The sequence below is a fragment of the Achromobacter deleyi genome (assembly GCF_013116765.2).
Taxonomy (GTDB): Bacteria; Pseudomonadota; Gammaproteobacteria; order Burkholderiales; family Burkholderiaceae_B; genus Achromobacter; species Achromobacter deleyi_A.
Genome location: NZ_CP074375.1, coordinates 1,643,493 through 1,664,580 on the forward strand (window position 1 = coordinate 1,643,493; position 21,088 = coordinate 1,664,580).

A 21,088-nucleotide genomic window follows, 5' to 3' on the forward strand; every position below is an offset into this window, starting at 1 on the left:
ATCATCTCCTTAGCAGCTTCTATTTCCACCGCAGCATGTTGATTGCCCCTTGGAGGTGGACTCACCGTTGATACCGGCCCAGCGCGAGAGTTCGCTACGCGTCGGATATCTACCGGCCAGCGCGATCTCATCGTCGATCAGTGTCAATGGAAGGGAGTCTGCTCCCGAGCGCGCGAGAAATGCGCTCACGACAGCGTTTTGGGCGAACTCCAGGGGCTGCTGAGCCAAGTTCAGGCGCTCGATGCGGGCTCCTTGTCGCTTCGCCCAATCAATGTCCGCTGCGCACGTGACCAGAGCTTGATCTATGTCGGTGCCGCAGACGCCAGTGCTGCAGCACAACGCCGGATCGAAGATTCGTATGGTTTTCATTTTGATAATCCAACTATTTTCGAAATGTTCGTTCAAAAAAAAGCTCATGGATGTCGACCACGAGCCGTGTACCGCGCGCTACGCGGTGGCCGGATGCTCGCCTATTTGCTGCAATTCACGGTGAATGGCTGCCTTGTCTAGCGCCGCGATGGGCAAGTTCGCAAAAATATTGATTCGCGCAGAGATCTGTCGGAAGACCTTCTCAAAAACGCGGCGCTTTTCGTCGTCGGTCCCAACGGCGGCCGCCGGATCCTCAAACCCCCAATGGGCCGAGATCGGCTGACCAGGCCAGACTGGGCACACCTCGCCCGCAGCGTTATCGCAGACGGTGATGATGAAGTCCATTTGCGGCGCGTCGGGGCTGGCAAACTCGTCCCAGCTCTTGCTGCGCAGACTTTCCAGCGGATAGTTCAGGACTTGAACTTTCTCGATAGCGAACGGGTTCACCTGGCCGCCGGGATGGCTGCCAGCGCTATATGCATGAAATCGGCCCTTCCCCAATGAATTGAGCAGCGCTTCGGCCATGATGCTGCGCGCCGAATTGCCAGTGCACAGGAATAAAACGTTGTAGACCTTGTCAGTCATGATGTGGACTCCTCAAGAGAGGTTCTAGAGCGCCGAGCGCGAGCAGATGCGGGCGATGGGCACGCGGCAATGTTTGTAGGTGCGCACGGTTCGCCACCGCAGCAGTTGTCAGTCAGATAGGCAAGGAGTTCAGCCATAGATTCGAATCGAGCTTCATAGATGACGAATCTGCCCTCTTGCCGCGAGGCCAATAAGCCGGCGTGCACCAACTCCTTCAAATGAAAAGAGAGTGACGATGGGGGAATCCCCGTCTTTTCGGCGAGTTGGCCCGCAGGCAAACCCGCGGGGCCGGCCTGGACCAAGAGGCGGTAGACGGTCAGGCGCGACTCATGACCAATCGCAGCTAGGGCTTTAACAGCGTCTTTCATTTCCATAATTCGACTTTAATGGAATGATCGAAATCTGTAAAGCCCTTCCTTGCCATTCAGGGTCAATGTCTAGCCAAATCGTCCGGTGATGTAGTCAGAGGTCTGTTCGCGCTTGGGCTTGGTGAACAGGTCGTCAGTTCTGCTCATCTCCACAAGCTCACCTGCGCACATGAAGCCTGTGTAGTCGGAGCACCGCGCCGCCTGCTGCATGTTGTGGGTCACAATTAGCACGGTGTAGTCCTTCTTCAACTCGGCGATCAACTGTTCTATTTTTGCGGTGGAGATGGGGTCTAGCGCCGATGTCGGTTCGTCGAGCAACAATACCTCCGGCCGCAGAGCAATTGCGCGTGCAATGCAGAGCCGTTGTTGCTGGCCGCCGGACAGGCCTAGCGCATTCTGGTTCAGCTTGTCCTTCACCTCGTCCCAGAGAGCCGCGTTTCGCAACGCAGCTTCCACGCGCGCATCCATCTCAGCTTTTGGTAAACGCTCATAGTGCTTGATTGCGTATGCGACGTTGTCATAGATGGACATCGGAAATGGGACTGGCTTTTGAAACACCATTCCGACCTTGCTGCGCAGGCGATTTATCGAGTACTGCGAATCGAGGATGTTCTGATTGTCCAGCAGGACCTCCCCCCGGGCCTCTAACCCGGGGTAGATCGCATAGATCCGGTTGAAGATGCGCAGGAGCGTGGACTTTCCGCAACCAGAAGGTCCAATAAGTGCGGTCACACGATTACCGGCAAGTTCAATGTTGACGTTCTTGAGCGCCTGCGCGCCCTTGTAGTAGAAGCATAGATCCCTAGTCACTACTTTCGGTTGCGGCGTGGTGGCGGGATCCGCCAAGGGTGCGCTGCGCGCAGCCATAGCTCCGGCCGCAGTAGCCCCAAGTAGTGAGGGCGGAAGAGCAAATTCAGTCATGATTCACCTTGTTGCGTGACAAGATTGCGCGCGATAGCAAGCTCAGAAGTAGTACGAACATCGTGACAACGAATGCGCCCGCCCAGGCCAGCGCGTGCCAGCTTTCGTATGGACTCATCGCATATTGGAAGATGACCGCAGGCACGCTCGCCATTGGCGCGCTCAGGTCTGAATTCCAGTATTGATTGTTCAACGCTGTGAACAGCAACGGGGCTGTCTCGCCGCTGATTCGTGCCAAGGCCAACAAAACGCCTGTTGTGATGCCTGGCAGCGCAGCCCGGAACAACACTTGAATCGTCACCTTCCACTGGGGCACCCCTAGCGCGAGCGCGGCTTCGCGCATTTGGCTTGGAACCAATTGCAGCATCTCATCGGTGGTGCGGACCACAACGGGAAGCACGATGAATGCCAATGCAATCGCGCCAGCCCATCCAGAAAAGTGTCCCGTCTGCCGTACCACCAGTTCGTACACAAACAGCCCCAACACAATTGAAGGCGCCGAGAGGAGGATGTCATTCACAAACCGAATCATTGCGCCGATTCTGTGGCGATTCACATATTCGGCCAGATATGTGCCAGCAGCGATCCCTATAGGTGTACCCAACAGAATGGCAACCACGCTCATGACCAAACTTCCAAACAAGGCGTTGGCCAGCCCACCGTCGGCCCCTGGGGGTGGCGTCATCTTGATGAAAAGGTCCCATTTCAGGGCGCCTAACCCCTTGGTGACGGTGGTCCACAGGATCCATATCAGCCAAAATAATCCAAAGAGAGTAGCGGCCATCGAGAGCGCTACCGACACCAGATTTCGGGCGGCGCGCACGCGTTGCAGTCGCAGACCATGTGGAGTCATAGCCGTCCCTCCTGGCGATTCAGCCGGTTCAGCATCAGTTTGGCGATAGCAAGGACGATGAAGGTCACGACAAACAGCAGAAAGCCCAGCGCGATCAACGAAGACAGGTAGATGTCCGAGTCGGCTTCGGTGAATTCGTTGGCGATGGTCGCCGCGATTGAGTTGCCTGGCTCCAGCAACGAAGCGGTCAGCCGATGCGCATTACCGAGCACGAAGGTCACCGCCATAGTCTCGCCCAACGCCCTTCCCAGCCCCAGGAATATTCCGCCAATGACCGCCGAACGCGTGTGTGGCAACACGATGTTCCAGACAACCTCCCAGGTGGTAGAACCCAGGGCGTACGCGGATTCTTTCAATTGACGAGGTACGGTAAGGAACACCTCACGCATCACGGACGTGATGAAGGGCACGACCATGATGGCCAGGACGATGCCGGCGGTCAGCATGCCCATGCCAAGCGGCGGGCCGGAAAAAAGCACGCCGACAAATGGCAGTGCTCCGAGGTGCTCGTCAAGCCAGGGATTCACATACTCGGCCATCACCGGCACGAAGACAAAGAGCCCCCACATGCCATAGATGATCGATGGAATGCCCGCCAGCAATTCAATCGCTGAGGCCACAGGTTGGCGCAGCCATTTCGGCGCCACTTCTGTGAGGTAGTAGGCGACCCCAAAACTCACCGGTACGGCAATTAGCATGGCAATCAGAGCCGTCACTAATGTTCCATAGATCGGTACCAACGCGCCGAATTTGTGATTGACGGCATCCCATTCGCTTGACCAGAGGAATTCGAAGCCAAACGTACTGAACGCGAGCCTTCCCCCCCAAAGCATAGAAAGCGCGGCTCCGCTCAACGACACAAGTACGAAGATGCCAGCAACGGCAACAGTGCGGCGAAACACCCTGTCCGATGCGGCGTCTCGCCGAGATCGCAGCTCGTCCGTGTGCAGTGTTAGCGCGGGATTAAGTCCCGGATTGTTCGACATTTACATCAGCCTTTTAAAAGCGGCCAGTTGGTCGACGATCCCGCCACGTCATGCCGATGGTGTGCGGCGCCTGGCGCAGATCGTCGGCCTCGGTTTAGCGCTTGATTTGTGCGGCCCAATAGCTTTCGATCTGAGCAATAAGCTCCTTCGGCAGCGGGACATAGTCCAACGCCTCGGCTTCATGCTGGCCATTTTCCAGAGCCCATTTGAAGAAATCGAGCGTTGCCGCTGTACGGCCAGCATCTTTGGGCTGCTTGTACATCATGACGAACACTGTCGCCGAGATAGGCCAAGCGTCAGCACCGGGTGCGTTAGTGATCACCAGGTGGAAGTCCTGCGCATTCTTCCAGTCGGCGTGAGCGGCAGCCGACTGGAATGTCTTGTCGCTGGGCGCGACAAAATTGCCTTCCGAATTTTTCACCGCGGCATAGGACATCTTGTTCTGCAGCGCATACGCAAGTTCGACGTAGCCAATGGAGTTCTTGATTTGTTTGACATACGCAGCGACGCCTTCATTGCCTTTACCCCCGACGCCCACCGGCCATTGCACAGAGGTGCCCTCCCCCACTTTGCTTTGCCACTCGGGGCTGATCTTGGATAGGTAATTGACCCAGTTGAAGGTAGTTCCTGAGCCGTCGGAACGGTGCACCACCGTGATCTTTGCGTCGGGGAGCTTAACTTCCGGATTCAGGTCAGCAATGGCCTTGTCGTTCCATTTTTGGATCTTTCCCAGGTAGATATCGGCAAGCAGTGGACCCGTGAATCGCAGCTTGCCCGGCTCGACGCCGGCGATATTGATCACGGGGACTACGCCGCCGATAACAACAGGAAATTGACCCAATCCAGCCTCGTCGAGCTCTTTTGGAGGCAACGGCTTGTCCGAGGCGCCGAAGTCAACGGTTCCAGCCTTGATCTGAGCGATCCCTCCGCCTGAGCCGATCGATTGATAGTTGATCTTGTTGCCCGTTTTGGTGTTGTAAGTGTCGGACCATTTCGACAGGATTGGGTAGACGAACGTGGATCCCGCACCTGTGATATCCGCGGCCTGAGCTGCACCCATGCCGAGTGCGATGAAAATGCCCAATCCGGCGGCGTATCTTTTGGCCTGTACAAACATGCTTATTCTCCTGTGTAGGTACGTTGAAGGCCCCATTGGCCCCAGCGCCACAACTATTCGATATGTCGTGATGTATGGAAATGATGAATAAAAAGTGTTAACGGCTTATGACAGGGACTATTGCTACCGAGCCGACGCGCCGACACTCCAAAAGTTCTCCGCATCATCCGGCAAGCAGCCGCAGGGTTCCGTTGCGCAGCAGTCCTCTAAGATGAACTCCAATAGGCCATAGATTCCGCCCAGCCGCGCCCTATAGCGAACACAGTCGCCGGTTCTATTGCCGACGATCAGGCCGGCTTTCGCAAGCCCCGCCAAATGTTGCGACACCGTACTACGCGGCCCTCCTACCACCATTGCAATTTCCCCCGCATCCATGCCACGCGGTTCCTGGCGAATCAGCATCCTGAAGATACCTAGTCGTGTCGAATGGCTGAGCGCCGTGAAGGTCGAGACGGCTTCAAACGCTGTGGTGTGTGAAGGTCTTGCCGGGGCGAGCGCGCGTACGACGGCCTGAGGGCGCGCTGCAGGGGGATTGATGTGCTCCATCTCATTTCCATCTGTCGTAAATTCCAGACATGTTCTTCCTGTCATATGACAATTGAATGACAGTCCAGATGAGGTATTTCAATAGTTCAACAGTTGTTGTAGTATTGATCGATGAACAAAGATTCCGCTGTCACCATTTTTGAATCCCTAGCCTCGGGCGTGCGGCTGGACATTTTTCGCCTGCTCGTCCGAGCGGCCCCTCATGGGTGCGTTGCCGGGCAGATCGCTACAGAACTGGCCATTCCGCCCACCAACCTTTCATTTCACCTTAAGGCCCTGACACAGGCGCAACTGCTCACCGTTGAGCAGGAAGGCCGATTCATGCGCTACCGAGCAAACATCGAATTGATGGACAACTTGGTGAATTACCTTACCGCGGAGTGCTGCAGCGGCGTGTCAGCGCCGTCCCCCTCAGACGCCACCGAGGACGCCTAATGGACGTTTCTTCTCAGGACCGCTGGGCAGATGTCGTCATCGTGGGTGCTGGCCAAAGCGCGTTGGCTCTGGCGTACTTCCTCAAACGCACCGCGTTGAAAGTTGTGCTTCTGGATGCCGAGACCGGACCGGGCGCTGCTTGGCGTCACGGGTGGGACTCGCTACACCTCTTTTCGCCTGCGCAGTGGAGCTCGCTACCCGGCTGGCCAATGCCGCCGACGCAGGGCTATCCCACGCGCGATCAGGTTGTCGACTATCTCTCACAGTATGAACGGCGCTACGGTTTTCGTGTTGAGCGGCCCGTTCTCGTCGAGGCGGTACAGCAGGCGGATTTCGGGTTCGTCATCAAGACGAACCAGGGCGATTGGCGAGCGACGGCCGTGGTTAGCGCCACAGGCACGTGGAGCGCGCCATTCATCCCTTCGTACGAAGGCCATGACATCTTCCAGGGAGAGCAGGTGCATTCTGCGCACTATCGCTCGCCTGCGCCATATATCGGCAAGCGTGTGCTGGTTGTCGGCGGGGGCAATTCTGGAGCACAGATTCTCGCCGAGCTATCCGAAGTCGCCCAGACTACCTGGGTCACGCCCGCCGAGCCGTTATTTCTGCCGGATGACGTTGATGGACGGGTGCTTTTTGAAAGAGCGACGGCACGTTGGCAGGCGATCCAGTCGGGCAGTCCGCCCGAAGATTTGCCCGGCGGATTCGGCGATGTCGTCATGGTGCCGCCAGTACGCGCGGCTCGCGACCGTGGGGTACTTCATTCCCTGCGCCCTTTCTCCCGCTTTACCCGCAATGGCGTCGTCTGGCCGGACGGAACAGAGTCGTCCGTGGATGCCGTCGTGTGGTGCACCGGTTTCCGGCCTGCGTTAGGTCATCTGGCCACACTGGGCGTCGTAGAGGCTGACGGCAGGGTTCAGGTCTCCGGCACCCAATCCGTAAATGTCCCGGGCTTGTGGCTCGTTGGTTACGGCGAATGGACCGGATTCGCCTCCGCCACGCTCATCGGCATCATGCGCACCGCCAAATCTACCGCGGCCGAAGTAGCTGCATTCGTCGAAAACGCTTCTTCCCTCACCTCTTAATCACGCATATGAACACTGTCACTATCTTCCACAACCCCCAATGTGGCACCTCCCGAAACACGCTTGCGCTGATTCGCAACGCGGGGATTGAGCCGCAAGTCATCGAGTATCTGCAGGCGCCGCCCGATCGCGCAACGCTGGTCGATCTTATTGCTCGGGCCGGCCTGACCGTGCGGGAGGCGATTCGGCAGAAGGGTACGCCGTACCTGGAGCTGGGATTGGACAACGAATCCCTGAGCGATGATCAGTTAATTGACGCCATGCTGGCACACCCGATCTTGATCAATCGCCCGTTTGTCGTGACGCCCGCTGGTGTGCGCCTGTGCCGACCGTCCGAGGTAGTGCTGGATATTCTGGAAGCCCCTCAGCGCGGCCCGTTCACCAAAGAAGATGGTGAAGTTGTCATCGACGAAAGCGGAAAGCGCGTGCGCTGAGCCATGCCAGTCGCTTCGACAGTCGCCGCAGCCGCCGCTCCCGCCGAGAAAGCGCACGGATTGATCACCGCGTTAGGCATTGGGCAGATCTGCTCCTGGGGATCGCTGTACTACAGCTTTCCGTTGATTGCCGAGGCGATGGGCCAGGAGCTCGGCTGGAGCAAGCCTGACCTTTATGGTGCTGCCACGCTAGGGCTAGTCCTCGCTGCGCTGGCGGCATATCCAGTCGGCGTTGCGGTCGACCGTGGGTACGGCCGTTGGGTGATGGGGCTATCGTCACTGCTCGCTGGCGCATTGTTGATGCTTTGGTCTCAAGTGACGTCCTTGGCTGCCTTCTATGTGCTGGTAGCAGGAATAGGCGCGCTGCAGGCAGCGACCCTTTATGAGCCGGCGTTCGCCGTAGTCGCACGTCGAGTCGGTCCCAGCCATTCCCGGGCAGGCATCACCGCACTGACACTGTGGGGAGGATTTGCAAGCACAGTCTTCATTCCACTGGTGCAATGGCTATTAAGTGATTGGGGCTGGCGCGAGGCGCTGATGGTACTTGCGGCGGTTAACACCATCATCTGCACGGGGGCCTACCTGTTGTTCATCCAGCCAGGTCGAGATGCCAAGCTTGTCGGTACTGCTAATCCTGTTGAGCAGCGCACTAGAAATCGCCTGGCCGTTCAGGAGGCACTGCGACGACCCGTCTTTTGGGCGCTGCTACTGTCACTGACGGCATACGCGGCAATGTTTTCCGCCTTTACGTTCCACATGTACCCCCTGTTACGTGAACGTGGCATCGACACCGCCGCTGTGGTTCAGGCTATCGCGTTGATTGGACCGGCACAGGTGGCGGGCCGGATCGTGATAAGCCTATTTGCGGCCCGCGCCTCGATGCGGACAGTGGGCACGGCCGTGGTGTCCGTTTTCCCGATGGCCTTTGGTGCCCTCGCCTACCTACATGCGGATTTCTTTGTGGTGGCGACCATCTGTGTGGTCTACGGTGGCGCCAACGGCATATTCACGATCGTGCGGGGCATGGTCGTGCCGGAAATGCTGAGCCGAGATGCCTATGGAGCGATCAACGGACTTTTGACTGTGCCAATGACATTCGCGCGCGCCGCGGCGCCCGTGGGTGCGGCAGCGCTTTGGACGATTGGCTCTTCCTACGATGGCGTCCTAGTCGCCATCCTTGTAGTGGCTGTCCTACTGGCGGCCAGCTTCTGGCTGGCAGCGTGGCTCAGCCGCCCGAAATTACAATTTTTGCCCGAGTGAGTGTTTTGCAATGACGACGTATTCTTCCCCTTCCGATCTCAATCTCCCCAGCATGGACGAAACATTGCTGGATTTGCCCACGCACGACAAGCTGTCGCTGGCTGTAGGCACGACGCATCCGCCCCGTATCCTGCTGTTGTACGGTTCTCTGCGCGAACGCTCATACAGCCGCCTTCTGACCGAAGAAGCCGCCCGAATCTTGACGCGACTTGGTGCGGAGACGCGGATCTTCGATCCTAGTGGTTTGCCTTTGCCGGACAGCGTTCCCGCGGACCATCCCAAGGTGGCCGAACTCAGAGCACTGTCGATGTGGTCCGAAGGCCAGGTTTGGTGTAGCCCCGAGCGGCACGGCACGATTACGGGGGTATTCAAGAGCCAGATCGATTGGCTGCCACTGGAAACCGGTAGCGTACGTCCCACACAAGGCCGCACCCTGGCAGTGATGCAGGTTTCGGGTGGTTCCCAGTCTTTCAACGCCGTGAACGCGCTACGCGTGCTGGGGCGCTGGATGCGGATGGTGACCATTCCGAATCAGTCGTCGGTGGCCAAAGCCTTCCAGGAGTTTGATGAAGCCGGCCGCATGAAGCCATCGCCGTACTACGACCGGGTGGTCGACGTCATGGAAGAGCTCTACAAGTTCACCTTGCTGGTGCGAGATCGAAGCGACTATCTTACGGACCGGTACAGCGAGCGCAAAGGCATGGCTGAAGAGATCGCGCGCCTCGGCCGCGAAGCGATGGTGCATGAGGAGCAAGCCCAGTAGAGACCTCGGCCTGCCGGCTCGGCGGTCGAGTACGTATTGGCCTTGACGGATGGAAATTAATTCCATATACCTGGACATATCGAACCATTTGATTGGTACAGCGGAAGTCCGTTGGCGAACATTGAGGCTCGGTTGATCGGCGAGTCTGACCACCGAGACCAAGGGTGCGGCTTGGGCTTCAGGACGGACGCCATGTTTACACGCATATTGGTTGATTTCGATCCGGCGCATCTGAGCCATTCCTCGTTGCTTGGGCTGTTGGATTTGGCTGCGGCCAACCATTCGGCGCTGACCTTTCTCGCTCTGCGGCCGAAGCTGGATGAGCTCTTGTGTGCATCGGAAGATGAGTTTGTGGAAGGCGTGCGAAGACAGATTGCCGATGAATGGGGCGTGATCACGTCTTTGGCACGGCAGCGAGCGCTGCATCCGCGCTTAGAGGTTCTCGCGGGTGACCCAATTGAAGCGCTTTTGGGTTATGGCCGAGAAATCGATGCCGATCTGATCGTTGCGGGAAAGTCGCACTCGGGCGGCATCAGAAATGCCGTGATAGGACTCCCCTGGAAAGACCTCCTCACGCGCGCAGATGTCGCGGTGTTGATTCTGCCCTGATGTCGGCTTTGCGCCGGTTGGACCATGCTGTCGAATTTCATTCAACTTGAGATTTGGTTCACTGAAGTTGGCCGTGTCCTGGTCGGAAATTGGCTCGAGGCGGCCGACCGCTTCCGACCCACTCCCGACATCCGAGTCTGCCAAAACGGATGCTGTATATCTATCGCGCTCCCCAGACGCAGCGGCAGGATCCAGTCGCATTGCGAGACAAGCCAGGATGACCAGTCGCTGCCAGTAAATTCCAGAGGGTGTCAATTGCAGCGAGTTGCGGGACTTGAAGCTGACAAATTGCAATGAGGGCGTGGTCAAGCTACGCTAGCGACCATGCAAGAAAAGCCGGAGAAACCAGCAAAAGCAGCCACGCGAGGCAAAGGCCAGAAGCGATTGGCAAGCCCGACTTCGACCGGAGGGGCAGGAGTCACTTACGAAGTCCGGGTCCAGGCCTCCTACCTCCTGGCCATGTTTGCTGGATCTCCCACCGCTGTCCTACCAGATGCCGCTGTAGTCGAACTTCGCTTTCAGGGCAGGGTTCACGGGTATCACACTGATGATCTGATTTGTACGCTTCGCCTTGACGACGGCAGTACGTTGAAGGCGCTCCTGCAGGTGAAGCTGACGCTGAAAGCCATACCATCAGACGGTCCGTTCAGCGAATCCCTCATCGCGGCTTGGTACGACTATCAAGACTGCGCGCTGTTTCAGCGTGGGCGCGATAGGCTTGTCGTTGTGTACTCTCGGGACGCTGATGGCTCCGGCATCTACGTCGCCAATCAACTAGCTCAGTTCGCACGTACGTCGCTGAAGGGTACCGAGTTCGTTCGCAAGGCGACAGCCGAGCGGTTCAGTTCGAAGCAGCAACGAGGTGTCTATGAGACCATCAAAGCCATCCTGAGGAAGGAGCTCGGAGCTGAACCAAGCAGTGACGAGCTGCATGACTTCCTAAGGCATCTCTGGTTTGTACCGCATGCTCTGGCAACCGATGAGACGCCTGAAGTTGCGAACATCTTCGAGAGCATCAAGCTCGTCCTCGGCGCGGAGCTCGGCCACCCCCCCCGCACTATCTGGGCACTCCTAACCACGGCGTGTCAGAGCCTCAACAAGGGCGCTGCATCGCTGTCCTTTGCCAACCTAGACACCCAGCTCTCTCCCAGACTGGCTGCCGCCTTTGCAGCACACCGAGGTAGCCCGGCTGCACGCTTGCCTTTTGCGAACCTGCACGCTGACCCAACCGCCGGAGTGGCCGCTGAACCAGCGTTCGCCCCGGGGGTGCGCGATGACGTACGGATGCTCTCGGTAACGCCCGTTCGTCGGTCGAGCGGGCCAGTGGACGGGGCGGGCCTCAGCGCGGGTCGGCTTGACTCGGCCAATCGGGTCATCACGGGCCAACTCGACGCGATTAACGAGAAGCTGAAGCAGTTTCGGTATCTGGACGCTTCGGGCGACGTTTCCGCTCTCGGTAAGGATTTGGGCCCGTTCGACGCCCACCAGAAAGCACGCTGGTACTTGCAGCGTGGCGTGTGCGCCTGGCACTTGGGTGATGCAAAGTCCTCTGCGACCGATTTCCTGCGCGCTGCAGAGCTGTTCCCTGATGACGAGCGCATGTCGGCCGCCGGAATTCGCGGCAGGCTGCTGAGCGATGACCTTCCCGGTGCGCTGGCCAGCGGCAAGGAGGCCAGCGAGCGCTTTCCTGAATCTATCTTCGTGTGGGCCGTGTACGCGAACGCACGGATTCTCGACGGGCAGAAACTATCGCTTACCGACGTACCCGCTCGTCACAGAGATGGGGCGGATGCGCTCCAGTTGGTGGCTGCAAGTCTGAACCAAGCTGGCGACAAGAACGGCACCATCAAGGTGTCTCTGCAGTCACTGACCTGTGCCGACGCCGGTTTCTACACGCGGCTAGCAGCGCTCTCTACGGTGCTCGAGGCCGCAACTGCGAACAAGGTCTTCTCCACGTTCCGCCTTGCGGACGAACGGATGAAGGCCGCGCTACTCGAGGTGACAACGGCTTTTAACCCTCGCACAGCACGTCTTTGGAACGTTCAAGCTCCTGGAACCGTTTCCGATGCCGCGGCGAACCTTGGAATCGCGTTGCTGCTCCAAGGTGACCCTGAAGGGGCGTTGGCTTTCGTTCAAGAGGCTCGCGCACACGGCGTAGAACCGCCAGAGCTCTTGCGCGTCGAGCTCGAGGCCCTTCAGCAGATGGGCAACACACCAGCGATGCTGACCCGTGGCCGGGCACTCCTTCCGCGACTCAGAGAGGACGCGATTGTCGGCTTGGCACAAGCCGCCGCAAACGTGGGTGACGTGCCACTGGCCAACGAAGCGTTAGCGGTCGCAACGCACATTCCAACGGCGGACACTGACGTTCTTGAAATGCTGCGTGCGATTCGTTGGATTGCAATGTGGAACGCGGAGGACCGCGAGGCCGTTCAGGCAGAAGCGCGACTAGCAGATTTCTCCTCCTCGCTGAGTCTGCCGGTTGCGATTTCGGGATTTAGGGTGTTGCGGCACTCGGACCCTGAGCTTGCGGCCGTGGCACTTGGGCGGGCCGAGCAGCTTGTCGCCGCCCACCCGGCCCCCGAGAACACGCTGCTTCTTGCTGATCTCTTCTTCGACATCAAAGAGTATTCGAAGGCTTCGCAGCTCTATGAGAAGGTAGTGCCTCCCGGTCAGCTCAGTGATCTGCACGCTCGGCTGCTTCATTCATACATCCAGACTGGCAACCGCCGCAAGGCAAAGAAGCTCATCGAAGGCTTCCCTGAAGGTTGGGTGCGTGATGACAACGCACGCGGGCTAGCAATCGAACTCGCCCAAGACGTCGGAGACTGGCCGCTGCTCAAGGGGCTTGCAGACGCCCAATTTGCGCGTGAGCCAAATCAGGTCAGCAGCTGGCTCTTCAGGTTCATGGTCGCAGCACGAGAACTGCCGGTTGCCGAGCTTCAGCAGCTGTTGGCTGAAGCCCCGTTGGCGCTGGAAGGAAGCATCCCGCAGACCACGCAGCTCGCCGCGCAGGAACTGCGATATGGGCTGCAGCACAAGGGGATGCATCGCATGTATCGTCTGCGCCGGCGGAAGGCAGCTGATGTCGAGGCGGCCTCCGCATTGCTCCTGGCATTCGTATCCATTTCTGAGCAGCTGCCGAACATGGAGGAGTCACTGCCCGCCATTGCGGCGGGAACGCACTTCGTGCTGGCCGACGGAGCTGAGCAGATTCATGTGACTTTGGACCCGTCCGAAGTGGGCGAGCTGCCGACGGATGAGGAGTACCACAGTGCTCAAGCCACTTCAATTGTTCAGTTCATCGGGAAGAAGGTTGGCGAGGAGGTGGTCGTCGAGGGTTCGTTCCGAACGCGACGCGTCCTTCGCGTCGAAGAAATCAGCTCTGCGTATCGCAGGCTTCTCGACCAAGCGCGCGTTCAGATGGACCGCTCACTTGCACCGGTGCCGAACGCCACCTCCATACCAATTGGCACTTCGGCCGACGGCGAGCCAGACTTTAGCGAGCTCCATGAGCAGCTAAAGAAGCAAAGCGCCCATGTCAAGAAGGCGTTCCAAGGCTACAGCACCGCCCCGATAACGCTCGGTGGTTTTGGTCGGCTGATTGGCAAGGGGCCGGTTGACGTCGTGTGCGGCTGGCCGACCAGCCAAGAAGCGCCAGCGATGTTTGTGACTGTAGGCACGGTCGAAGAGCGGGAGGGCGCGCTGGCGCAACTGAGTGATTCGACGGCGAGTTATGTCGTGGACGCTGGAACGATGGCGGAGTTGGTAGCGCTGGGCGCGACTGAGGCACTGAGAGCGCTGCCCAAGGTCTATGCCACGAGTGAAACGAGGGACATCCTACTGCGTCGGTTGGAAGAGACGGAGCTAGAACGAAAGAGTGGAACGCTCCTCGACGACGATGGCTGCATGCGACTTGTTGAATACACAGACCGTGACCGAGAACGAGCGAGGCTGGGCGCGCGGGCGATGGTGGACGCGCTCGAGTCGATATGTGAAGTGGCCCCTGCGTACGGCCCCGAATCCGGCTCGGAGCTACTGACACAGCTCGAGAAGGCTATTTCGGATGAGGAGCACGCAGTGCTCCGGCTTGCAGTGGAGCGCAACCTATGCCTCATGACTGTCGATGGCCGTCTGCGCAACGTCGCGAGACACGTCAATGTCCGCGGCGTGTGGCCCCAAGCCTTGTTGATGCACGCCACTGTCGTCGGGAAGCTAACGCCAAGGGCCTACTCACAAGGCACGGTCCAGATGTTCCTGGGAAACCGTTCATTCGTCTCGCTGGGTCCGCGGGACCTCTTACTGATGTGCCACCAGGGCACTCAATGGGCTCGCCATGGCATAGCGCGCTACAAGCGATATCTGGCTGACCCCCGCACCGAGTTCGGAAGCGCCTTCCAGACTACACTAGACTTCGTGCAGGAGGCGGCATTCTCATTCACGCACATGGGTGCATTGGCCGAGTTGCTGCGCCACATGGTCGAAGCCCTCATGCGGCACAAGGACTGTCCAAAGAATATTCTTGGCTATGTCGAAGAGTTTGTAAGTGTCTTACTCGGAGAAGGCTCACCCTACCCGTATCCAGCGCTGAAGGAGATGGAGCGAGCGGAGAAGCGGGCGGGGCTCAAGTATCTGGTCGGCGCAATGGTGGAAGGGCAGGCGTGGACTCTGAGTCCTGCACAGGACAGACCCGTTCACATCAAAGTCCTGGCGGTGGGCCGAACTCCTTGGATCGTGTCGAGCAGCGCAGACGAAGACCTGGCCTCACCCTTGGCACAAACGACAAGCGACACGAATGCCTCCACCAAGCGTTGAGCTGCGGGTAAGCATCGCGTCGAACTTACGACTCACTGCTTAGGGGCGAGGACCTAATCGTCTCTTCATGGCCGATCAATGAACGATTACGACCAAAGTGAATAAGCCAAGTATCACTAAGCCTTTGATCTAAATGGTTTCAGTTTTCCACCTTCAATGAATTTCGACACATGCCATCACCAATAAGGCGGTCCCCAAGACAAATTGCGCCCTGGGGACCGACCTGGTCAATAAGAATGCGGCTGCATTAGTTGCAACAGCTTTTCTGGACGCTCGTCCGATCAAACTGCGTGCTGCATACACCTGTCTCAGGAAGCACAAGCTCTACGCGTTCAGCCGCCTCCCGGTCGCCGGCTATCCAGGCGACAACAGACCGGACTTGTTCGTAGCCGGTAAGCATGAGGAATGTTGGCGCACGTCCGTAGCTCTTCATGCCAACCACAAAAACGCCCTCGTCCGGGTGCGCGAGCTCGGCGGCGCCATGGGGTCTCACTGTGCCGCAACTATGCACGTTGGGATCGATCATGGGAGCAAGGCGAACGGGGCTTTCCGTCGCGGGATCTAGCTCAAGACGAAGCTCTGCCATCAATCGAAGGTCGGGACGAAATCCCGTTGCCACGACTATTTCATCAACAGCCGGAAGCGTCGTAGCGCCCGTGTGTACCAGCAGGCCATCGTTCGAGGTGCTGACGCGGTCAACGTTAACGTTCGTGAAAACCTCTATGCGGCGCTCTTCCATTAACTGCCTTATCACCAGGCCCAATTTGCCGCGCTCCTCAAGCTGGTCATTCTCACCACCACCAAAGATGCGGTCGAGAGTGGCGCTGCGGACAGCCCAATACACCTGAGTGCGCGGGGCGCTGGACTTGAGTTTCACCAAGTCTTGAAGCGCATTGAATGCGGAATGCCCTCCTCCAATGACCAAGACTCGCCGATTCGCATAGCGCTGCCGCGCGTCGCCTAGAACGTTGGGAATACCGTAAGCAATCTGCGACTTAAATTCTTCCTCTCCTAAGGCCGGGATTCCATGGGCCCCCATCCAGTTCGGCGTGGTGTATGTGCCCGAGGCATCGATAACTGCCCTAGCCAAGACATCATGCTCGCCTGCTGGTCCGCGGACACGCAGCAGGAATGGTGCGGCTGCACGATCCCTATTCTTCATGACGTCGTGCGCAGCGCGGCTCACGGCAATCACGCGGCTCTTGGTGTGGAGGCGGCTCTTGATCGGTTCCAGTTCGGCCAACGGTTGCAGATACTGCGTCAGAAGTTCGTGCCCGGTGGGATAAGCGTCACTTAGCGGCGCGATCCATCCCGCACGTTCGAGCAATTCGCCGGCTTTCTTATCGATGTTGAAACGCCAAGGGGAGAACATTCTGACATGCCCCCATTGGTACAAATTGGCACCCGCGACCTCGCCCGCTTCGAAAATGATCGGCGTCATTCCTCTGTCTAGCACATGGGCGGCCGCACTTAGTCCCACCGGCCCAGCGCCAATGATTGCGATAGGAAGATCATTCTTGTTCATTCCAAGCACCTCTTTTTACGTGGTTGAGACACGGACTTGGTCCGCAATTAATTGGTACTGACAACTAAATGGACAAAAAAAACCGTAATCGCCTACGGCTGCGGATCGGCAGCACATGTGGAGGCGACACCGCAGCGTGCTTGCGCCGCGCGCGTCAGTTGCCGCAATAGCGTCAACGATGCATCCAGTACCTCGGGCTGCATGTTCTCGATCATCGCAAATTCCTCGGCCACTAAGTCCGCGCGAATGGTCTGATATAGCTCGTGTCCCGCTGCGGTCGGCTCCAGTTGCACCGCTCGGCGATCGGAGGCGTCCTCCACCCGGCTGACGTAGCCCTTCCGCTCGAGCGAATCAACAATTCGGCTGGCCGTGCTCTTGTCCAAGAACATTTCCTGCGCGAGCGTTTGAAGCCTGAGGGGGCCTTGCTTGACCAGCGTTTCCAGGGCGTAGCACTGTGCTACCGAAACGTCATAGCAGCAAATGCGATCACGATCGCGGAACTGATGCACCCTAATAAGCTGGTTCACAGCTTCGTATAGCGCCTCTGCGTCCTGCGGTAGAGGGCGCCTTGTGCTCTGATCCATGGACAAATTCCATTTAGTTGTTAGTGCCAACGTTATTGGAATTCTTGCTGTACGTCAAGCGTTCTCAGGTGTTGGGCAGTCCTTGGGCTACGTATGCGTCCGTCCATCCACACCGTGAAGCCTCGCATCTCGTTGGGCTAGTCACCTGCATTTTTGGAGTCGATACCGTAGCGTTTCATCTTCTGCCAAAGGTTCTTTCGCGAGATGCTCAGGACGTCTGCCGTTTCCTGGATCCGACCCCCATGTCGTCGTAGAACCTCTTCGATGTAAAGCCGCTCACAGACCTGCTGATAGGCAGTGAGTGTTGCTTCTTCTTGCGTGGGCAACTCGTCCGGATAGTGAGTACCGTCAGGCTCCTCGGGAAAAATCTCTCCTGGCATCAGCATGTTGGATTGGCTAACCAGGCAGGCGCGCTCAATTCTGTTGTGTAGTTCGCGGATATTGCCTGGCCACGGATACGTTTGGAGCCTGATCAAAGACAGTGGATGAAGCGTCTTCGCAGGTTCTCCTAGCCGCTCAGCGATGCTTGCGGCGAATCGCTTGGCCAACCATAGGACATCTTCAGGACGTTCGCGCAATGGCTTGACTTCAAGGGTCACCGTGTTGATTCGGTAGTAAAGGTCTTCCCTGAACGACTTTGCGGCCACCATCTCCGAAAGGTTCCGGTTGGTCGCGCAGATTAGGTCGAACTTAGTGTGGGTGTCGTGTTCGGCGCCGAGCCGACGGATGCGCTTTTCCTGTATTGCTCGCAATAGAGCCGCTTGGAGGGACGGCGACAACTCCCCTACTTCATCCAGGAACAATGTCCCGCCATCGGCTTGTTCTAGGTAGCCTTTCCGGACCTTATCAGCGCCGGTGTATGCCCCCTTTTCATAGCCAAAAAACTCAGCTTCCGCAATCGTTGGCGCGATGGCACCACAGTTCACAGCGACGAACGGCCGTGTGGCAGTTTCGCGTCGAGCTTGACTATGAATCAATCGCGCCAAGACCTCTTTGCCCACACCTGATTCGCCAATCAACAGCACTGCCGAAGCCCGTCCTGCGACCCGGGGCACAAGACGGTGCAAGTTCTTGGCCGCTTGAGACACGCCGAGTTCAGTCTGGCTCTCCGGAGAGACATCGATTGGCAAGACATCTTGCACGGTTTGGATCAGACTGGCGATCTCAAAAGGTTTGGTGACATAGTCCTTGATGCCAAGTTTTAGCAAGTCCACTGCCTTTTCCACGGTGGCATAGGCGGTCATCAGGATGAATGGCGGCAAGGTACAGCCTTGCGCGACCAATTGCCGATAGAGCTCGTCCCCGTCCAAGTCCGGCAGTCGAATGTCGCTGATCACCGCCCCGTAGGAATTGGTTTGAATGGCTGTCTTCGCATCATTTGCCTTCGAGAACCAATCGGTCCTAATCCCCTCAAGGCGGAATCGTTCCACAATGGACTCGCCCATGATGGCGTCGTCCTCAATTAGACATACGTATGGCTGTATCACGTCGGTGTCTCCTGATGCTCTTCTTGTATAGGTGTGGCGCACGGCAGTGTCACCGTGAAGGCGGTATAGCCCTCTTCACTGACCACCTCGATGGTGCCTTCCAATTGCGTGACGATCTGGTAGGTGACCCATAGCCCTAAGCCACGAGCCCTGCTGCCCTTCTGCGCATCCACTCGATATGGCTCAAACAGGTGTGGAAGCGCATCGTCCGGAATGTGTTGTCCAGAATTGGCGACTTCCACCGTTAGCTGATCTTGGATTCCGGTTACTGTGCAGCTGACCGTCCCGCCCAGATCAACCGCATTTTTCGCATTGATGAGCAGGTTCAAGGTCAGTTGTCGCACCAGATGTGAAGGTAGTGGCAACTCTTGCTGCGCCGTGACATCCCACAGCAAAGTGGCGCCCTTCTCGGATAATTCGGGCTCGATAAGCACTCGCAGATCTTGCCAGTCGCTAGCGTGCATCAACGGCGAGTCCAGACGGGCTTCCACCAGTAGCGCGCCCACAGTGCGCCGAATCTGCATCAGGCCCCTACGCGTGAGCCCGAGCGTCTTCCCCGTCAACTCATCATAGGAACCGTGCTTTTCTATAGTATCCAGCGCATTTAGCATGCCACCCAATGGATTGTTGATCTCATGCGCGACTCCCGCAGCGACTCGTCCCACGGCTGCCAGCCGCTCCGCGGCAATGATTTCCCGCTCTAGAGCTTCCTGCCGTTCCAACTGCTTGAGCATGGTCGAGAAGCTCTTGCTCAACGCCGCGATCTCGTCGCTGCCGTCCTTGTGTCGCGAATGCTCGATATTGGCGGCAGGTTCGCGACCGACGCGCTGGGTGGCCCTGGCCAAAGAGAGGAGTGGTTGGGCAATCCTGTTTCCCCAGAGCCACCCGAGAGTTAGTAGCAACAGCAGTCCAGGAATGCTGACAAGTAGCACCCGGGCGACCAAGTCATAAAGCCGTTGTCGCCACGTACCCGCGTCATAGGCAGCGAGCACATATCCGGCCAGGCCATCGTCCTCAGACATAACGGCAGCGCCGGCGACTGCCAATGACGCATCTAAACTATCCGGCGAAGTGAAGACAAAAGCGCGTTGATCGCCGCGCAGGGTCTCGGCTGCCGCTCGCAGTTCTGTTGGCAGTGCAGCACTCGGCGTAAGTACCGGAAACTGCTGCGGATCGGACGAAGCGTAGACACGCAAGTTGGGGTCTAGCACTAGGATCGACCGCAATCCCGGGGCGCCATCTCCTGCGGCGAGCGGAATACGAAGCGCCTCATAGACACGCCAAAGGTCATCACGCACCAAAGGCTCTCGCACCGACAGGGACAACACTTGTGTCAGGGTCTTCGCGCTTTGACGTGTGTCTCGAAGCATGCCGACATACGCGGTGCGAACCAACGTCACAGTCACGACGAGTTCCGTCACAACGATCGCGGCTGCCAAGGCGAGCGGCACCTTGTAGCGGTAACTAACTTTGGACCAGAAATTCCAGCGGCCAAAATTCATGTCGAGTCCTGCGCCAGATTCTCGCCCGCGGATATGCGAACCAAACTGCGGATGTCGTCGTACATGTCATCGGTGCCCCCTACAAAGCGGTCCAGGCAGAGGCGCTGCAAAATGAGACGCCCTCCTGGACGCTCATGCATGTGAAGCAGCGCGTCGCGCAATGCTGTGGCCGTGGTGGGCGCAATTTGGTCGCTCACGACGATAGGCGGAAAGCCGTACTCCGGTGATTTCCAGGCGACACGCGCGCCGGCAGACCGTGCTGGGTATTGTGATGCAAGGCTGTCCCAGATGTATCCATCAACCGCCCCGCCATTGGCCAGGCCGGCGGCTACCGCCTCCACGACTTTGCTATGCGCAAACGTGAAAAAAGCTTTGCGGAAGAAAGTGAGCGGATCTTGATGCTCGGTCAGCAGCTCTGTGCGTGGCACCAGGAAACCAGAGTTTGACAGCGGATCACTGTAGGCAAAAACCCGTCCATGCAGGTCCCCAATCTCCGACGTTTCGCGATCCTTCTGCGGCACGATCAAGTACGACTGATACAGCGGCCTTCCCCGGTACTGCGGCACTGCTAACAACCTGAGCCGATCGGCGTTCAGGACATAGGGGTAGCCGCAAATCCAAGCTGCGTCGATTTGGCCACGCAAAAGAAGATCCACGATCTCGCCGTAGCTGCGCCTCTGAACGAATCGCACCTCTTGCTTCAGCACGGTTTGCAGGTCGGATCGCCAAATGTCCAACAACTGGAGCTGATCGTCCAAGAAGACGGCAGTGGTGCCCAATTTGAGTGGCTCGGCGGCTGTTGCCCGTTGCGGCATTGCACACATTGCGATGGATGCAGCGCCGG

General features: G+C 58.1%; 20 protein-coding genes. 7 read left to right on the forward strand and 13 right to left on the reverse strand.

The window, feature by feature from the left end:
• Positions 1–9: 9 nt before the first annotated feature.
• From arsD to HLG70_RS29715, 8 genes are all read right to left on the reverse strand, one after another.
• Positions 10–369: an arsenite efflux transporter metallochaperone ArsD gene (gene arsD, locus HLG70_RS07440; RefSeq protein ID WP_171662646.1), complete on the reverse strand. Its 360-nt coding sequence runs from the start codon at positions 367–369 to the stop codon at positions 10–12.
• A gap of 78 nt (positions 370–447) precedes the next feature.
• Positions 448–954, reverse strand: a complete 507-nt coding sequence (locus tag HLG70_RS07445) for an arsenate reductase ArsC (protein ID WP_008163574.1) — start codon at positions 952–954, stop codon at positions 448–450.
• On the reverse strand, positions 951–1,328 hold the full coding sequence (locus HLG70_RS07450; RefSeq protein WP_171662377.1) for an ArsR/SmtB family transcription factor: 378 nt from the start codon (positions 1,326–1,328) through the stop codon (positions 951–953). The genes HLG70_RS07445 and HLG70_RS07450 overlap by 4 nt, the downstream gene beginning before the upstream one ends.
• A gap of 63 nt (positions 1,329–1,391) precedes the next feature.
• Positions 1,392–2,243 (reverse strand): phosphate ABC transporter ATP-binding protein PstB, encoded by an 852-nt coding sequence (pstB, locus tag HLG70_RS07455; protein ID WP_420796114.1) that lies wholly within the window; start codon positions 2,241–2,243, stop codon positions 1,392–1,394.
• On the reverse strand, positions 2,236–3,096 hold the full coding sequence (pstA, locus tag HLG70_RS07460) for a phosphate ABC transporter permease PstA (protein ID WP_171662376.1): 861 nt from the start codon (positions 3,094–3,096) through the stop codon (positions 2,236–2,238). The genes pstB and pstA overlap by 8 nt, the downstream gene beginning before the upstream one ends.
• Positions 3,093–4,082: a phosphate ABC transporter permease subunit PstC gene (gene pstC / locus HLG70_RS07465; protein ID WP_171662375.1), complete on the reverse strand. Its 990-nt coding sequence runs from the start codon at positions 4,080–4,082 to the stop codon at positions 3,093–3,095. The genes pstA and pstC overlap by 4 nt, the downstream gene beginning before the upstream one ends.
• Positions 4,083–4,176: 94 nt before the next feature.
• Positions 4,177–5,199 (reverse strand): phosphate ABC transporter substrate-binding protein PstS, encoded by a 1,023-nt coding sequence (pstS, locus tag HLG70_RS07470; protein ID WP_213697164.1) that lies wholly within the window; start codon positions 5,197–5,199, stop codon positions 4,177–4,179.
• Positions 5,200–5,322: 123 nt separating this feature from the next.
• Complete coding sequence (locus HLG70_RS29715; RefSeq protein WP_434082299.1) at positions 5,323–5,790, reverse strand: ArsR/SmtB family transcription factor; 468 nt, start codon at positions 5,788–5,790, stop codon at positions 5,323–5,325.
• A 66-nt stretch (positions 5,791–5,856) separates the two neighbouring features.
• Between HLG70_RS29715 and HLG70_RS07480 the strand changes: the two genes are divergently transcribed.
• The 7 genes from HLG70_RS07480 (at position 5,857) to HLG70_RS07510 (ending at position 15,146) form a co-directional block, all read left to right on the forward strand.
• Positions 5,857–6,180, forward strand: a complete 324-nt coding sequence (locus tag HLG70_RS07480) for an ArsR/SmtB family transcription factor (RefSeq protein WP_008163563.1) — start codon at positions 5,857–5,859, stop codon at positions 6,178–6,180.
• The gene (locus tag HLG70_RS07485; RefSeq protein WP_171662374.1) at positions 6,180–7,265 is read left to right on the forward strand and encodes an ArsO family NAD(P)H-dependent flavin-containing monooxygenase; all 1,086 of its coding nucleotides are present in this window, start codon (positions 6,180–6,182) and stop codon (positions 7,263–7,265) included. Before HLG70_RS07480 ends, HLG70_RS07485 begins: the two co-directional genes overlap by 1 nt.
• Positions 7,266–7,273: 8 nt before the next feature.
• On the forward strand, positions 7,274–7,699 hold the full coding sequence (gene arsC / locus HLG70_RS07490; protein WP_171662373.1) for an arsenate reductase (glutaredoxin): 426 nt from the start codon (positions 7,274–7,276) through the stop codon (positions 7,697–7,699).
• Positions 7,700–7,702: 3 nt separating this feature from the next.
• Positions 7,703–8,959 (forward strand): MFS transporter, encoded by a 1,257-nt coding sequence (locus HLG70_RS07495; RefSeq protein WP_171662372.1) that lies wholly within the window; start codon positions 7,703–7,705, stop codon positions 8,957–8,959.
• A 10-nt stretch (positions 8,960–8,969) separates the two neighbouring features.
• The gene (gene arsH / locus HLG70_RS07500) at positions 8,970–9,722 is read left to right on the forward strand and encodes an arsenical resistance protein ArsH (protein ID WP_043518469.1); all 753 of its coding nucleotides are present in this window, start codon (positions 8,970–8,972) and stop codon (positions 9,720–9,722) included.
• A 192-nt stretch (positions 9,723–9,914) separates the two neighbouring features.
• Positions 9,915–10,331 carry a universal stress protein gene (locus tag HLG70_RS07505; RefSeq protein WP_250157077.1) on the forward strand — a complete coding sequence of 139 codons (417 nt, stop codon included), beginning with the start codon at positions 9,915–9,917 and terminating at the stop codon, positions 10,329–10,331.
• Positions 10,332–10,655: 324 nt separating this feature from the next.
• Entirely contained in the window at positions 10,656–15,146 is a 4,491-nt protein-coding gene (locus HLG70_RS07510; RefSeq protein WP_171662370.1) for a PIN domain-containing protein, read from the forward strand.
• A gap of 247 nt (positions 15,147–15,393) precedes the next feature.
• Here HLG70_RS07510 and HLG70_RS07515 read toward each other — a convergent pair whose 3' ends face one another.
• From HLG70_RS07515 to HLG70_RS07535, 5 genes are all read right to left on the reverse strand, one after another.
• Entirely contained in the window at positions 15,394–16,671 is a 1,278-nt protein-coding gene (locus HLG70_RS07515; RefSeq protein ID WP_171662369.1) for an NAD(P)-binding domain-containing protein, read from the reverse strand.
• 92 nt (positions 16,672–16,763) lie between these two features.
• Positions 16,764–17,255: a MarR family winged helix-turn-helix transcriptional regulator gene (locus tag HLG70_RS07520; protein ID WP_171662368.1), complete on the reverse strand. Its 492-nt coding sequence runs from the start codon at positions 17,253–17,255 to the stop codon at positions 16,764–16,766.
• Positions 17,256–17,392: 137 nt separating this feature from the next.
• Complete coding sequence (locus HLG70_RS07525) at positions 17,393–18,784, reverse strand: sigma-54-dependent transcriptional regulator (RefSeq protein WP_349773943.1); 1,392 nt, start codon at positions 18,782–18,784, stop codon at positions 17,393–17,395.
• A complete protein-coding gene (locus tag HLG70_RS07530; RefSeq protein WP_171662367.1) occupies positions 18,739–20,244 on the reverse strand; it encodes a sensor histidine kinase in 1,506 nt (501 codons plus the stop codon). The genes HLG70_RS07525 and HLG70_RS07530 overlap by 46 nt, the downstream gene beginning before the upstream one ends.
• Entirely contained in the window at positions 20,241–21,002 is a 762-nt protein-coding gene (locus HLG70_RS07535; RefSeq protein ID WP_238531929.1) for a substrate-binding domain-containing protein, read from the reverse strand. Before HLG70_RS07535 ends, HLG70_RS07530 begins: the two co-directional genes overlap by 4 nt.
• Positions 21,003–21,088: the final 86 nt, after the last annotated feature.

What these genes read in the sequence shown, in the direction of transcription:
- arsD (WP_171662646.1), bottom strand. Translation starts at nt 369, where the DNA reads ATGAAAACCATACGAATCTTCGATCCGGCGTTGTGCTGCAGCACTGGC.
- HLG70_RS07445 (WP_008163574.1), bottom strand. Translation starts at nt 954, where the DNA reads ATGACTGACAAGGTCTACAACGTTTTATTCCTGTGCACTGGCAATTCG.
- HLG70_RS07450 (WP_171662377.1), bottom strand. Translation starts at nt 1,328, where the DNA reads ATGGAAATGAAAGACGCTGTTAAAGCCCTAGCTGCGATTGGTCATGAG.
- pstB (WP_420796114.1), bottom strand. Translation starts at nt 2,243, where the DNA reads ATGACTGAATTTGCTCTTCCGCCCTCACTACTTGGGGCTACTGCGGCC.
- pstA (WP_171662376.1), bottom strand. Translation starts at nt 3,096, where the DNA reads ATGACTCCACATGGTCTGCGACTGCAACGCGTGCGCGCCGCCCGAAAT.
- pstC (WP_171662375.1), bottom strand. Translation starts at nt 4,082, where the DNA reads ATGTCGAACAATCCGGGACTTAATCCCGCGCTAACACTGCACACGGAC.
- pstS (WP_213697164.1), bottom strand. Translation starts at nt 5,199, where the DNA reads ATGTTTGTACAGGCCAAAAGATACGCCGCCGGATTGGGCATTTTCATC.
- HLG70_RS29715 (WP_434082299.1), bottom strand. Translation starts at nt 5,790, where the DNA reads ATGACAGGAAGAACATGTCTGGAATTTACGACAGATGGAAATGAGATG.
- HLG70_RS07480 (WP_008163563.1), top strand. Translation starts at nt 5,857, where the DNA reads ATGAACAAAGATTCCGCTGTCACCATTTTTGAATCCCTAGCCTCGGGC.
- HLG70_RS07485 (WP_171662374.1), top strand. Translation starts at nt 6,180, where the DNA reads ATGGACGTTTCTTCTCAGGACCGCTGGGCAGATGTCGTCATCGTGGGT.
- arsC (WP_171662373.1), top strand. Translation starts at nt 7,274, where the DNA reads ATGAACACTGTCACTATCTTCCACAACCCCCAATGTGGCACCTCCCGA.
- HLG70_RS07495 (WP_171662372.1), top strand. Translation starts at nt 7,703, where the DNA reads ATGCCAGTCGCTTCGACAGTCGCCGCAGCCGCCGCTCCCGCCGAGAAA.
- arsH (WP_043518469.1), top strand. Translation starts at nt 8,970, where the DNA reads ATGACGACGTATTCTTCCCCTTCCGATCTCAATCTCCCCAGCATGGAC.
- HLG70_RS07505 (WP_250157077.1), top strand. Translation starts at nt 9,915, where the DNA reads ATGTTTACACGCATATTGGTTGATTTCGATCCGGCGCATCTGAGCCAT.
- HLG70_RS07510 (WP_171662370.1), top strand. Translation starts at nt 10,656, where the DNA reads ATGCAAGAAAAGCCGGAGAAACCAGCAAAAGCAGCCACGCGAGGCAAA.
- HLG70_RS07515 (WP_171662369.1), bottom strand. Translation starts at nt 16,671, where the DNA reads ATGAACAAGAATGATCTTCCTATCGCAATCATTGGCGCTGGGCCGGTG.
- HLG70_RS07520 (WP_171662368.1), bottom strand. Translation starts at nt 17,255, where the DNA reads ATGGATCAGAGCACAAGGCGCCCTCTACCGCAGGACGCAGAGGCGCTA.
- HLG70_RS07530 (WP_171662367.1), bottom strand. Translation starts at nt 20,244, where the DNA reads ATGAATTTTGGCCGCTGGAATTTCTGGTCCAAAGTTAGTTACCGCTAC.